The organism is Marininema mesophilum (genome assembly GCF_900106775.1).
Classification (GTDB): Bacteria; Bacillota; Bacilli; order Thermoactinomycetales; family DSM-45169; genus Marininema; species Marininema mesophilum.
Map to the genome: position 1 here is coordinate 141,175 of NZ_FNNQ01000001.1, position 14,272 is coordinate 155,446.

The 14,272-nt window shown below is 43.5% G+C and carries 13 protein-coding genes; 7 read left to right on the forward strand and 6 right to left on the reverse strand.

Features of this window, described 5'->3' with window-relative positions; genetic code table 11:
* Positions 1-77: 77 nt before the first annotated feature.
* Positions 78-1,433, reverse strand: a complete 1,356-nt coding sequence (locus BLV90_RS00605; protein ID WP_091735386.1) for a glucose-6-phosphate isomerase — start codon at positions 1,431-1,433, stop codon at positions 78-80.
* Positions 1,434-1,676: 243 nt separating this feature from the next.
* On the opposite strand from BLV90_RS00605, the gene BLV90_RS00610 reads away from it, so the two are divergent.
* Together BLV90_RS00610 and BLV90_RS00615 are read left to right on the forward strand one after the other, a co-directional pair.
* Positions 1,677-2,393, forward strand: a complete 717-nt coding sequence (locus BLV90_RS00610) for a 5'-methylthioadenosine/adenosylhomocysteine nucleosidase (RefSeq protein ID WP_091734651.1) — start codon at positions 1,677-1,679, stop codon at positions 2,391-2,393.
* Positions 2,394-2,430: 37 nt separating this feature from the next.
* Positions 2,431-2,958 carry an S-ribosylhomocysteine lyase gene (locus BLV90_RS00615; RefSeq protein WP_091734653.1) on the forward strand — a complete coding sequence of 176 codons (528 nt, stop codon included), beginning with the start codon at positions 2,431-2,433 and terminating at the stop codon, positions 2,956-2,958.
* Between the two features lie 55 nt (positions 2,959-3,013).
* On the opposite strand, the gene BLV90_RS00620 is transcribed toward BLV90_RS00615, so the two are convergent.
* The 3 genes from BLV90_RS00620 to BLV90_RS00630 are packed head-to-tail and all read right to left on the reverse strand — an operon-like array spanning position 3,014 to position 5,476.
* On the reverse strand, positions 3,014-3,208 hold the full coding sequence (locus BLV90_RS00620; protein WP_091734655.1) for a hypothetical protein: 195 nt from the start codon (positions 3,206-3,208) through the stop codon (positions 3,014-3,016).
* A gap of 28 nt (positions 3,209-3,236) precedes the next feature.
* Positions 3,237-5,225: a ferrous iron transport protein B gene (gene feoB / locus BLV90_RS00625; protein WP_091734657.1), complete on the reverse strand. Its 1,989-nt coding sequence runs from the start codon at positions 5,223-5,225 to the stop codon at positions 3,237-3,239.
* A gap of 29 nt (positions 5,226-5,254) precedes the next feature.
* Positions 5,255-5,476 (reverse strand): FeoA family protein, encoded by a 222-nt coding sequence (locus BLV90_RS00630; RefSeq protein ID WP_245726201.1) that lies wholly within the window; start codon positions 5,474-5,476, stop codon positions 5,255-5,257.
* 218 nt (positions 5,477-5,694) lie between these two features.
* On the opposite strand from BLV90_RS00630, the gene BLV90_RS00635 reads away from it, so the two are divergent.
* The 5 genes from BLV90_RS00635 (at position 5,695) to BLV90_RS00655 (ending at position 11,925) form a co-directional block, all read left to right on the forward strand.
* Entirely contained in the window at positions 5,695-7,281 is a 1,587-nt protein-coding gene (locus BLV90_RS00635; protein WP_091734662.1) for a spore germination protein, read from the forward strand.
* The gene (locus tag BLV90_RS00640) at positions 7,268-8,419 is read left to right on the forward strand and encodes a GerAB/ArcD/ProY family transporter (RefSeq protein WP_177167822.1); all 1,152 of its coding nucleotides are present in this window, start codon (positions 7,268-7,270) and stop codon (positions 8,417-8,419) included. Before BLV90_RS00635 ends, BLV90_RS00640 begins: the two co-directional genes overlap by 14 nt.
* Positions 8,406-9,524 carry a Ger(x)C family spore germination protein gene (locus BLV90_RS00645; RefSeq protein ID WP_091734666.1) on the forward strand — a complete coding sequence of 373 codons (1,119 nt, stop codon included), beginning with the start codon at positions 8,406-8,408 and terminating at the stop codon, positions 9,522-9,524. Before BLV90_RS00640 ends, BLV90_RS00645 begins: the two co-directional genes overlap by 14 nt.
* A gap of 598 nt (positions 9,525-10,122) precedes the next feature.
* Entirely contained in the window at positions 10,123-10,530 is a 408-nt protein-coding gene (locus BLV90_RS00650; protein ID WP_091734668.1) for a hypothetical protein, read from the forward strand.
* Positions 10,531-10,836: 306 nt separating this feature from the next.
* A complete protein-coding gene (locus tag BLV90_RS00655) occupies positions 10,837-11,925 on the forward strand; it encodes a nitric oxide synthase oxygenase (protein ID WP_091734670.1) in 1,089 nt (362 codons plus the stop codon).
* A 47-nt stretch (positions 11,926-11,972) separates the two neighbouring features.
* On the opposite strand, the gene ilvA is transcribed toward BLV90_RS00655, so the two are convergent.
* A complete protein-coding gene (ilvA, locus tag BLV90_RS00660; RefSeq protein WP_425433845.1) occupies positions 11,973-13,268 on the reverse strand; it encodes a threonine ammonia-lyase IlvA in 1,296 nt (431 codons plus the stop codon).
* Positions 13,269-13,380: 112 nt separating this feature from the next.
* Positions 13,381-14,220, reverse strand: coding sequence for a diaminopimelate epimerase (gene dapF, locus BLV90_RS00665; RefSeq protein WP_091735391.1), 840 nt, complete (start codon positions 14,218-14,220; stop codon positions 13,381-13,383).
* Positions 14,221-14,272: the final 52 nt, after the last annotated feature.

The window sequence follows — 14,272 nt, forward strand, 5'->3', positions numbered from 1 at the left end:
GTCACCTAAAACAACCAAAAAAAGGAACTCCTTTTTCGGAGTTCCTTTTTTGCTTAGAGTTTTTTTCGCTTATGGAATCATTCACCCAGACGCTGTAACAGTTTGCGTTGTTCTTCTTCATAACCAGGCTTGCCTAATAAGGCAAACATCTTCGATTTATAAGCTTCTACACCCGGTTGATCGAAGGGGTTAACTCCTAGTAAATAACCGGAGATGGCACAAGCCTTTTCAAAGAAATAGACCATCATCCCAAAGGAATAGGGACTGAAATCGGGCACAGTAAGTAAAAGATTGGGTACGCCCCCATCCGTATGAGCAAGAAGGGTTCCTTCACGCGCCTTTTCATTCACATCATCGATGGTACGGCCAGCTAAATAATTAAGCCCATCCACATTTTCCTCATCTAATTCAACGACAAGAGGGCTCTTCGTCTCCTTGATGCGAATCACTGTCTCAAATAAGTCTCGCCGTCCCTCTTGGATATACTGCCCCATCGAATGAAGATCCGTAGTAAAGTTAACGGATGCAGGATAAATTCCCTTCTGATCCTTCCCTTCGGATTCTCCAAATAATTGCTTCCACCATTCTGAAAAGATCTGTAGAGATGGTTCATAGTTTACAAGCAACTCGATGGTTTTACCCTTTTGATACAAAATGCTTCGCAGTGCAGCATACTGATAAGCTTCATTCTCAGATAGGGATGGATTAGCATACCGCAGTCGAGCATCTGCCGCTCCCTTCATCATTTCCTCAATATCAATACCCGTCACTGCTATGGGTAACAGCCCTACGGCGGTCAGTACCGAGTACCGACCTCCGATGTCATCCGGAATGACAAAAGTCTCGTATCCTTCGCTATCTGCTAGTTGCTTTAATGCCCCTTTATCCCGATCCGTCGTAGCATAGATCCGTTTATTTGCTTCCTTTTTTCCTACTTGGTTTTCTAGCCAGTTCTTTAAGACGCGAAAAGCAATCGCAGGTTCCGTCGTCGTCCCAGATTTTGAGATTACATTAAGACTGACCCGCTTCCCCTCTAAGGTTTCCAATAAATGGTTTAGGGAGGTGGAACTAAGGTGATTACCGGCAAAGTAAATAGCTGGCCCCTTCCTTTTTTCAGCGGGTAGTTCATTATAGTAACGATGGGAAACCATCTCAATCGCTGCGCGAGCTCCTAAGTATGACCCGCCAATCCCTATGACTACTAGTGCATCTGAATCTGCACGGATTTTCTCAGCCGCTTTCTGAATACGAGCAAACTCCTCAACATCATACTTAACAGGATGATCTAACCAACCAAGAAATTCGTTACCTACCCCAGTACCCTCGTGCAAAAGTTTATGTGCCGTATTTATCGAAGGCTCCATCTGTGTCAATTCGTTCTCATTAACAAAGGAAAGAGCCGATTGATAATCAAATTGTAGACCCTTAGTCATCATATTCCGTCTCCAATCGAAAATAAAGTATTTTTATTATCTCATTCCCTGATGTATTACTCTACCCCTTACTTTTATTTCCCTCATGAAATATTCATATCCCCCCGTGAAATAACACCCTTTTTCGCGTTATAATGGATGATGTTCATTTGACATGCTGATAGGGATATATTACACCTAGGTGATCCAAGTAAACCTCATCATGAGATTTTTCACCCGTGTACTGTCCGAAGGAGGCCTTTTATGAAATCCATCTCATGCGCAGTTATCGCTGCTATGCATGAAGAATTAGCACCATTAAAAAAACGACTTCAGGTAGAAAAAGAAGAACAAGTCGGAGGAATCCATCTCACCCACGCCCTTGTTGGTGAGGAACGGATCATCTTGGCCGTCTGTGGAATTGGTAAAGCGAATGCAGGCGCCGCAATCCAATACCTGATCACAGCATACTCCCCTGAGGAGATTATCAATATTGGCTCTGCTGGCGCATTGACCAACCGTTTCCCTATCGGCGCAACGGTTCTCGTCACGGAGTCCATCTATCATGATGTCGATTGCACTGGGGTAGGGGAGGACCCTTATACCCTCCCCCGAGTCCCGAGTATTATTCCCTCTGATACGGGCCTCATCACCCGACTGCGGGAAGCGGCTACCCAAAAGGGACTTATCGTGGCTGAAGGTCGTATCGCCACCGGGGACAGCTTCATTTCCGATGGTGAACTTCGTGCTCGCATCCACGAAGGGACAATGGCCGACTGTGCTGAAATGGAAACCGCGGCATTTGCTCAAATTGCTTATCTAAATGATGTTCCATTCGCCTCGATCCGTTCGGTTTCTGATCGAGCTGATGGTAGTGCTGACGTCTCCTTTGATACCTTCTTACGGGAGATCTCAGAGCGAAACGCTGAATTACTAGAATCCTATCTTCATACTCGAATCCCATCGAGTGTGGTCTTGTAAGCTATCTTTTTTTCACTAGCGAAAGGGCGGATCATTGATGAAATCCGAAGCACGCTTTAACGTTGAGTCTTTCAACCTAGATCATACCCTCGTAGCAGCTCCCTATGTGCGCACCGCTGATGTTAAAGAACTAGGGAGAGAGCGCATCATCAAGTTTGATATTCGGTTTACTCAACCCAATGAAAAATTCATCCCAACAGATGCTCTTCATTCCCTCGAACACCTGTTGGCGGAAAACATTCGTAACCATACGGATCAGGTAATCGACCTTTCTCCCATGGGATGCCGTACTGGCTTTTACCTCATTATGAGAGGGGAGATAACTCCTGAGGAAGCTGCTAACTATATCCGTCTTGCTTTACAGGATGTAGTAGAAGCTACCGAGGTACCTGGATGCTCCCCTATCCATTGCGGAAACTATCGCGATCATGATCTTGAAGGTGCCCAATTATGGGCGAATCGCTTTCTCTCGATCCCAGCGGATCACTTAGGTAAAGTATTCCAGGAAGAGTTCTCACCCGAAGAACTAGAGCAGATCCCTGCTTGGACAGGCTATGAAAATTAATAAACACTACAGAAAAAAGGCAACCGGGGTTGCCTTTTTTTCTTTGGTGTCGATCTTAGGATATCTTCGATTTTTGTATAGCCTCTTCCGAGATAAAGTTCCAATCTTGTATGGAACAGCCCCCATTGGACGGACAACTGTTGCATCCGCCAGCGGCACAACCGCTTCCCGAACTTTTTAGACGGCGGAGGAAACCGATCAACTGCCATGCGGCAAATCCGAGTACACCTACAATCACAAGGTAAATCATCGATGGTTTCTCCTCTCTTTTCTCAGTTTCACAGGATCAAGTTTGCGATTACATACACGATCCAAGCAACAATCCAAGCGAGCACAAAGCTATAGATGACAGAGAACATCATCCATTTCCAAGACCCTGTCTCTTTCTTTAACACCATCACCGTTGATACGCATGGAGTATACAGAAGGACAAAGAAGAGGAATGAAATGGCTGCGGCAGGTGTGAAGGTCTCCGGTAAAAGCGAAGCTAAAGTCCCCACAGAAGTCCCTGCACCATATGCAACACCCATCGTTGCTACTACAACTTCCTTGGCTAAGAATCCGGTCAATAACGCAACACCAGACTCCCAGGTGTCAAAGCCCATCGGAGCGAAAATAGGAGCGATCCAGCCACCGATGGAAGCTAAGAAGCTTTCCTTCATCGGAGCGGCTCCCTGCCATGAGTACTGTCCTAGGAACCATAGCAGGACAGACATACCAAAGATGATCGTCCCCGCTTTTTTAACAAACCCCTTGGACTTATCCCAAGTGTTTAACAACAAGCTGACGAGCATCGGCGTACGATAAGGTGGCAACTCCATCACGAAAAGTTCATCCTCTGTATCAATGAAGCGATTAAGAATAAAGGCGGTAAGTATCGCCATTAAGATGCCAAAAATATAGAGTAAAAAGACAATCTCTGCTTGCCACGTAGCAAAAAAAGCAGATACAAAAAGTGCATAGACAGATAAACGGGCAGAGCAGGACATAAATGGCGCAATCAACGCCGTCAACAGACGACTTTTCTGATCTTCCAGAGTTCGTGTTGCCATAATCGCAGGCACATTACAGCCAAACCCAAGAACCAATGGAATAAATGCTTTTCCGTTTAACCCAATTCCTCGCAGGAACCGATCCATCAGTACAGCCGCACGGGCCATATATCCTGAATCCTCTAATATCGATAGGCACAGGAACAAAATTGCAATCTGAGGCACAAATACAAGAACAGCACCCATCCCCGCCACAACACCTTCAATCATCAGGTGTGTAAACCAGTTAGGACTATCCATTGACACAAGTAGTGTCTTTAATCCATCAGAGGCAGGTCCTGCCAACCAACCGTCCAATAGATCCGATCCCATCATACCAACCCAACTAAAGGTGATCTGGAAAATCAAATACATAAAGAGAAAGAATAGCGGCAATCCCATGACAGGGTGCAAGAGCACACTATCCACTCGGTCACTCCACGTTTTACGCTCTACATTGGTTTGGCTAACCGATTCGCGGAGAATTCCTTCTACCCATGCATATCGAGCTTGCCGAATGAGGGCATCCGCAGTAGGAATCTCTTCCCGTACCCTTTTCATTTTTCCGATTAGAGTCCGGTCCGTCTTCTCATTTACCATCGTGGTAACACTTTCATTTCCTTCCAGCCACATGAGAGCCAGCCAGCGTGCATCGATGGTTGTAGTCAAGCCCGCGTCTTCGAGCAATGGGAGCAGGGCCGCCACTCCACGTTCCACTTGATCTGGATAGGAAATCTGTACGGAACCAGGGCGAGCACCATGTTCAAATCGATTGAGTAGGGATTTTTTTCCCTTTCCTTTGCGAGCGACCATCGGCACCATCATCACACCTAGTGCCTGCTCCAAACGATCCTTGTCAATCTTAAGCCCACGACCCTCTGCCACATCCATCATGTTTAATGAAACAATGGTAGGTAGTCCCGTTTCAAGCAATTGCACCGTAAAATATAGGTTCCTTTCTAAATTGGAAGCATCGATAATATTGAGCAGGATATCAGGTTCATCCCCGAGGATAAACGATAGCGCGATTTTCTCTTCAATTGTCTGGGAAGATAAACTATAGATCCCTGGCAAATCAACAATTTTCCACTTTTGCTCGCCTTTTATCCAGCCTTCCTTACGCTCTACCGTAACCCCTGCCCAGTTACCAACGTTCTGTCGAGTTCCCGTTAAAATATTGAACAAGGATGTCTTACCCGCATTTGGATTCCCTACTAAAGCAATCGTCTGTGTCATGACTGTAATCCCTCACCCTTGGCTATAAATCAATTTCCCGTTTCAATCTGGATCCCTTTTACATCACTGCGGCGGAATCCCATTTGATATCCTCTAAAACGAATCACAATCGGATCTCCAAGTAATGCCTTCCGAACCACTTCAATCTCTGTGCCCGGTGTTAAACCCAGATCCATCACCCGATTGCGATAAGATTCTTTCAATTGAACATTCTTAATTCGGCCTTTAGTTCCTACCCTACATTCGCTCAAGAACAACAGGCTCACCCCAATCTAGAATGAGAATCATTATCATAAATTGATCATAACCTATCTCTCTCCTTTCGTCTATCCTATTTTTTCTTGATATCTTTGGCTGCCTTACGTTTGATAATCGGTTTGGAGTTATTCCTTAACGTATGTATTTTTCAGCTCATGAAGGAGGTTTAATTGAATATTCTTATGGAAAAAATAAGGGGTGGTGATAAATAATGATAAATCGGATTCGACGAATACGAGAACTCCGTAAAAAAAAAGTCCTCCAAAAATATACAGAGCAAAAGCAAAAAGAACATGTAGCGGATGATTTGGTATCTTCGGATGTCGAAGCTAATTTAGTGTTCTTTGAAACCCTTCTGGACAAGGAAAATAGTAATGATTTAGTCGTCCGTCGTTTTACCATTCAACACACGACAGATCGCAAAGCAGGGCTTATCTATATTGATGGGTTAAGTCTTAATAATGGGATTGATGAAAATGTATTAGAACCCCTGATGCTAATGGGAAAAACCTTAGATGGGCAGAAAGATCTGATAGAAGCTGTCGATCAAAGCCTTATACAATATGGGGACGTAAAACGGGTAAAAAAGATGGAGGATTTGGTAAGCAACACATTGGCTGGTAATGCAGTGCTCTTTGTGGATGGATATGCAGAGGGGTTTATCATTGGTTTAAAAGGGGCTTATCGGCGGATGGTTGGTGAACCTCGAGGAGAAACAGTTATTCGGGGTCCTAGAGAAGGTTTTGTCGAGTCGATGCGTATCAATACCGCCCTTGTTCGGATAAGGTTACAGGATCCAGATCTACGCATGAAGGGGATGACTGTGGGGAAACGCACAAAAACACCCATATCCCTTGCCTATATTGACGGTGTTGCTGAGAAGGGAATGGTAAAAGAAGTAGAAAAACGGATTCAAACCATCGATATCGATGGGATTCTCGAAAGCGGCTATATCGAAGAGATGATTCAAGATAATGTATGGTCCATTTTCCCTACTATACAAAATACCGAGAGGCCCGATACGGTTGTCGCTCATCTATTGGAAGGAAAAGTGGCAGTGATTGTGGAGGGGACTCCAAACGTTCTTATTGCTCCAGCTATTTTCTCCCAGTTTTATAATAGCCCAGATGATTACTATGAACGATATCTTATTGGTACGTTTATTCGTTTTATTCGCTTATTCAGCCTATTCATCTCCCTTTTACTACCCGCTCTCTATATCTCCTTCACCGCCTTCCATCCAGAGATGATTCCACCACAACTAACCCTCGCAGCTGCTATTGGGAGAGAGTCAGTACCCTTTCCATCCGTTGTAGAAGTTCTTATCATGGAAATCAGCGTAGAAATATTACGAGAAGCGAGTATTCGCTTACCAGGCCCGATGGGCCCAACCATTGGGATTGTTGGTGCGCTTGTTATTGGACAGGCTGCGGTGACCGCAGGTTTGGTCTCCCCCTTAATGGTCATCGTTGTGGGTTTAACAACGATTAGTTCTTATGCTACTCCCAACTATAATGCGGCAATTTCTATCCGTCTTATACGTTTCCCAATGATAGTTGTTGCAGGGATATTAGGTTTATTTGGGGTTACTCTCCTAAGTTTTATAATTCTTATCCATTTACTTAAACTGCGTTCATTTAATGTACCTTACTTGGCTCCCTTTAGTCCGCTTCGCTTGTCCGATTTAAAAGATAGTCTCATACGTGTTCCGTGGAAATTTATGAAGCAACGCCCGGTGATCTTCCGTCCCGAAGATGCCAAACGAGAGGAAGAGGTGAAATCTGGTGGACAACAATAATATTCGTGGCTTCGGTGATTCCATTTCAAGTTATCAAATTTACACTCTACTCTTCTCATTGGTTGTTGGGACTCAAGTGCTTATGATGCCTCGAGAGAGTGTTGAGGTCTCCGGTACAGATAGTATCTGGATCGTCTTCATTAGTGGAACCCTTGTTTTTGGTATCGTGTGGTTGATTGGCGCTCTAATGCAGAAAATTCCCCGTCAAAATGTGATTCAGTTGGTTGAGAGTATGGCTAACAAGAAACAATGGTGGATGGGCAAATTTTTGGCCCTTCCTTTTGCTCTCGTATTAGGAGGATTATGGCTGTGGATAACCTCTATTGTGACACGTGGTTATAGTGATGCGATTAACATTTATGTGTTACCAAGAACGCCTCAGATCGTAATTTTGATATCTATCATAATAGCATCCGTAGTAGCCGTTAGTAATAAATTAGTCATTACCGCTCGGATAACTGAGTTCTTGCTCCCATTCGTTTACCTTCCAATACCCTTGTTTATTGCAGGGGTCGCGGAGAATGGAGATTTTCGCAACCTTTTCCCATTGTTTCAGGCCAATTGGGACAAGGTATTCTATGGTGTCATAACTACGATGAAGAGTTATAGCGGATATAGTATTTTATTTGTATATATGGCTTTTTATCAACAACCAGAAAAATCGACCCGTACGCATGCTGTATCCTATCTCGCCATCACTTTTTTTTCCTGGTTAACTTTGGTATCGTGTTTAGGTATCTTTGGAACTTGGGAAGTTACCAAACTGATGTATCCCCCTATCGAGAATGTTAAGTCGATCTATGTTCCTGGTGGAATCCTAGACCGTGTTGATGCCCTTTTTGTTGTTATGTGGATGGTTAATATATTAACAACCATCGTCATTATCTTTAATGCTACCGTCGAGGTGATGATGACTTATCTTCAATTAAAAGAGAAAAGGCGTAAATGGGTAGCGATCACTCTTAGTATAATAGTATTCTTTTTATCCCAATACCCACCCAACATTAATAAATTATGGAAGTGGGATCGATGGTCCAGTATAGCAGAGATGATTATAACCGTCCTCTTTGTTGGGATCTTCTTTATTTTATGGGTTGTTCGTGGGCGAAAGAAGGAGGAAGACCATGCGACTTCTTAAATTTTTGCCTGTCATCTTGGTCTGTTTACTCTTAGGAGGGTGTTGGGATTCACAAGAACTTGAAGATCGCTTATCGGTGACGGGGATAGCTATCGATCAGGATAAGGATCAATTGGTAGTCAGCATTTTGACACCTATTCCCCAAAATAACATGGGTATAAGTGGAGGTGCGACAGCAACGCAGCAGCCGGTACAAATCTTTACTGGACGCGGTAAGACCCTATCCGATGCTACGAATGATATTCGCTTTCAGTCGAATAAACGCGTCACTTTTGGAGATACTCGCCTCATTATTATCAGCGAGAAGGTTGCTAAACAAGGCCTTTCTAATCTACTAGATGCCTTTGGTCGCAATCCAGAGTTCAGGCGAAGGGAGTATATGATCGTTGCAAAAGGAGAGGCTCAGCATTTTTTTCAGCTGAGATCACCTCTTGAATCAAATCCAGCTGGGTATATTATTTCGTTTCTAAAAAATAAAAGTGAAGATGAATTAATTATGAAGAAAAAAGGATTAAATCATTTTTTTATTGATGAAGCAAATCCGGTTGACCAACCTATACTCAATTACTTGAGTATTGACGGTCAAAAAGTGAGATGGAATGGTGTAGCTATTTTTAAAGAAGAGAAGATGGTAGGCATTCTTAATCGGATAGAATCCCGATCGTTGTTGCAAATCAATCATAATGGTACTGGGGAAGATTTAGTTACTCCCTGTAAAGTAAAGCCAGGTTTAATTGCTATTCAGCCTAATATAGTGACTAGCAAAGTTCGTTTTGGCAATCGCAAGGGGAGAGCTGTTTTTCGAATTATGGTTAATGTGAAAGCATTAGTTAAAGAAATGACATGTTCAGTTAATCTAGATGACCCTAAGTCTTTGCAAAAAGTATCTCGTCACGTAGAAAAAGCCTATGAAATTCAAGCAATGAACACCGTGAAAAAAGCTCAACAATTACGTTCTGATATTTATGGACTAGGGAATTTCATTCGAACTTATCATCCCACATGGTGGAAAAAGTTGAACTGGAGCACCGATTTCTCTAAAGCGGATATTTCGATTAAATATAAGGTTGTCATCAATCCACTGGGGGTGCGAAAAACCAACTGAAAACCCCATTAGATGGAAATGTTCCCACCATAGTGGGGAAAGGGTTGTAGGTATTCCTTTGGGATTTCTACGCCTTGCTTTGCAACATAGCAACGGCACAGGAAAGATAAACCGTATATCGCGATAATGTATCTATTGAACTATAGTGGCCTTCGTGTTTCGGAGTTAACCTCATTGGATCGCAACGTAACTCGATATGCAAAACCATCACCTTTGGAGTTGAGAGAAGCAATTGATAAAGCATTCCGTGCATAAACGTAATAAAGCCCCGTTATTCCTTAGCTTACAGGGTGACGGGGTTTTTGTGCCCATTGATGGCCTTAGCAAAAATACCCAACCATATATTAAAAATTGAATGCACAAAGAAATCCGCTTTTTGGAAAAATGATAAATATTTTAGTATGAACAACCCCATTTATATGGAAGAAAATATATATTTAATTACATGATGATCTAGTTTTTTCGATTCATTACCGCGTATATTTATTTATTTTTTAATAATATGATCAATATAACTCATTTTTATTAAAATTAATCTTGACTGTTTATAGTCGATCTTGTAATATGAACTAGTCAAATAGACAAGGGGGAAAAAACCATGAAAAAGAACAAGATTTTTTCAGTAATTCTTTCTTTAGCTTTAGTGTTTGGAGTCGGCTTTACTGCACTATCATTCCCAACGACTGCTAGTGCAAAGATAGAGGATGCATGGGAAGATACCATAATAACCGGCTACAATAAACATACAGTGGAACTTTCAGCTACCGAAGGGTTTCCATATCTTAAAGTACAGGTTATCAATAGAGGGGCTGATACTGTAACTGCTACTTTACGTCATAAGGACACTGGAAGAATCGTTATGAATGAAAAAGTTGGATCAGGTAAGATATTCGATTTCAAAAAGAATGATGGTATTAGGTCTGGTACGTACGAATTTACTTTTCACAGTGAACACGCAAATTTAGATGTTTACTACGCTGGCAAGACAAGTGATATTAAATGGTAAAAGGTAAACAAGGCGGGTTTCCCGTCTTCTTTCTTGTTTTTTTTAATGAGATGCTGCTGCCCTATTCCCCTTCACTTACTTAAGAGATATTAATACGCTTAAATATAAAACGTGATCTTTTCTAACCTAGCTAGGAGAGAAAGGATCACGTTTTATGAATTTATCGATCAACGGCCAACCTTTACCTTGGGGACATCTCGATTAAAGTGAATTCCTTTTCGGCTTTGCCAATAACTCCAACTCGATTTGCAATCCATTCTAGGATAGAATAACTAGACTAGAGATCTTCTATGTGAGGAGACCAGCATGAAGATGCAACAAGAGGATTGTTTAGCAAAAGCCAGGAAGTTTATCCTTGACTGCTACCAAGAACTTGGTCACTCTCCAAAAGAAATTCAACAAAGAGTGGCAGAAGTAGAGGAGTCTATTCGCAACACAGGGGAATATACCCATCACTTCAAAGAGTTGGAACATGGTGCTAAAATCGCTTGGCGCAATAGTAATCGCTGTATCGGCCGTCTTTTTTGGGATTCCCTCCATGTATTGGACGCCCGCCACCTACGAACGGAGAAAGAGATTTTCACTTCATTATGTGATCATCTTCGCTATGCAACGAACCAGGGGAAAATCCGGCCAACCATCACTATTTTTAAGCCCATGAAGGCCAATTTGCCCCAGGTGAGAATCTGGAATCATCAATTACTTCGTTATGCAGGCTATCAAAAGAACCAGGGGATTATTGGTGATCCCGCTTCTGTTGCCTTTACTCAAGTTTGCGAGAAATTGGGGTGGCAGGGAGCTGGCACGCCCTTTGATCTGCTTCCTCTTGTTATACAGCTTGGCAATCGACCGCCCATGTGGTTTGAGATTCCATCCGAACTTGCGTTAGAAGTTCCTATCCATCATCCTGAATATACTTCCTTAGCAGATCTTCATATACAGTGGTACGCTGTGCCCATCATTTCCGATATGAAATTGGAGATGGGTGGTATTGAATATACCGCCGCCCCCTTCAATGGCTGGTATATGGGCACAGAGATTGGAGCACGTAATCTTGCCGATACCCAGCGGTATAATCTACTACCTGAAATTGCTTTCTGTTTGGGTCTCACCCAAACTCCTTCCACGCTATGGCGGGATAAAGCATTGGTTGAGCTAAACATCGCCGTCCTTCATTCATTCAAGAAGGCAGGGGTTAGCATCGTCGATCATCACACAGCAGCCCAACAATTTGCCCTCTTTGAAAAAAAAGAGCGGGAAAGCGGTCGGGATCTCACAGGGGATTGGAGCTGGCTGATCCCTCCACTCTCTCCTGCAACAACCTCCATCTGGCACACCTCCTACACCGACACATCAAAAACTCCCAACTACTTTTATCAGGATCGACCTTATTAATTGAAAAAGATCCTGGGGCTATAAAGTACACTGCCCCAGGATCTTTTTCATATCAGCAATTGGAATAAGGTTGGATCTTTATTGATCTCGATAAATGGATAACCCTTTCGTTTCATTCGCTTAATGAGAGGAGCATAGTCCTCCCGTCGTTTCAACTCGATTCCTAGTAGAACAGGACCTTGCTCTTTACTATTTTGTTTCGTGTATTCAAAGCGGGTAATATCATCATCTGGCCCCAATACATCATTGATAAATTCGCGGAGCGCACCGGAACGTTGGGGAAATTGAATCGTAAAATAATGTTTCAACCCTTCATAAATCAAGGAGCGCTCCTTGATCTCAGGCATTCGTTCGATATCATTGTTTCCACCGGATAGAATACACACCACATTTTTGCCATGAAGCCGATCACCAAGCTGGTCAAGGGCAGCAATCGGTAACGCTCCAGCTGGCTCAGCAACAATTGCATTCTCATTGTATAACTCAAGGATCGTGGTGCACACCTTACCCTCTGGTACGCTGATAAATTCATCGATCAACTCACGACAGATTTGATAATTAAGTTCCCCCACTCGCTGAACACTTGCACCATCCACAAATTTATCAACGGTATCTAGTGTGATAACTTCCCCAGCCTCGACTGACTTAGACATAGAAGAAGCTCCCCCAGGTTCTACACCGATAATTTTCGTAGAGGGGCTGAGAGCTTTCACATAGGAGGCCACTCCAGCTGCAAGTCCTCCGCCTCCGATCCCCATGATCAGATAGTCCAACTTTTCTGGAAGATCATTCAATATTTCCAATCCAATGGTTCCCTGTCCCGCTACGGTAGCAGGATTTTCAAAAGGGTGAATAAATTCCATTCCCTTTTCGGCACTGTAGGAGAGGGCTTCAGCCAGAGCATCATCAAAGGTATCTCCGGTTAAAATCACCTCGACAGCATCGCCACCAAATCGCTTTACTTGTTTTACTTTCTGATTCGGTGTTGGATTTGGCATATAGATACGCCCGTGGATACCTAATTCACGGCAGGTAAAGGCCACTCCTTGGGCATGATTTCCCGCACTGGCACAGACAATTCCCAGCTGTAACTTCTCGGGGGCTAATTGATGAATCACATTGTACGCACCACGAATCTTAAAGGAGCGAACCATTTGCAAATCTTCTCTCTTAAGATAAAGATTGCAACCATACTGCTCTGAAAGCCATGCATCCTTTTGTAACGCGGTAGGGATAATGACGTCCTTTAACACATGGTTGGCTCTTATAATATCCTCCACTGCTATGCGCAAATGAGGTAGTGGTCGTTGTTCATGATTTTTGACTTCGATTGCTTCGCTCACTGAACTTGCCTCCGATTGTTTTTCCGATCATCATACACCTGGGAGGCTCCTTTTGACAACCACTTTGGACGTAAAATGTTTTCCAAATAGAGTTAGGAAACTTCCTCAACTTCTAACCCTGCAACACCCCATCAAAGACAAAGGAAGCCGCACCTGTCATATAAACACACCCATCACTTTCTTGCCATTCGATAAAAAGGTCCCCCCCAAGGAGGTGAACCGTTCCCTGACGTTCCGTCCGTCCACGAAGGGAGGTAGCGACAAGGGTAGCACAAGCCCCTGTCCCACATGCAAGCGTCTCTCCTACTCCCCGTTCCCACACTCTCATATCCACTTCATTTTTGGAACGTACAGAGATAAACTCGATATTGGCTTTATGAGGGAAAATCGGATGATTTTCTAGCAACGGCCCCCATTTTTCCACGGGAAAATGCTGAACATCCTTCACCTCTATCACACCATGTGGGTTCCCCATGGACACCCCAGTAAAGAAATAGGACTGACCCTCTCCCTCTGCAGTTACCGCTATCTCCTGATCTACAACACGCTCACCATCAACGGTGGTCGGAATCTGTAAACCGGCTAAAATGGGATTGCCCATATCAACTCGTACCTGAGTATTGTCGTCCCCTTCTATCCAGACTCGTTGAATCCCTGCGCCTGTTTCCACTGTCAGTTCACGCTTCGCATCCGAAATCCGTTCATAGTAGTAGCGAGCGACACAGCGAACCGCATTGCCACACTGCTCTGGTTCACTTCCATCCGCATTAAAAATACGCATCCTCACGTCCGCCCGATTGGAAGGTAAAAGATAGACAAGCCCATCGGCTCCAATGCCAAAGTGACGATCACACACTTGCTTGGCTAAGGTAGAAACTGCCTCAGGGAGCTCTTGCTCACTCGCTACAATGATAAAATCATTGCCAAGACCATGCATTTTGGTAAATTTCAATTCCATCGTCCATGGTGTTCAACTCGCTGAACACCTTCCTCCTTTTTCATGA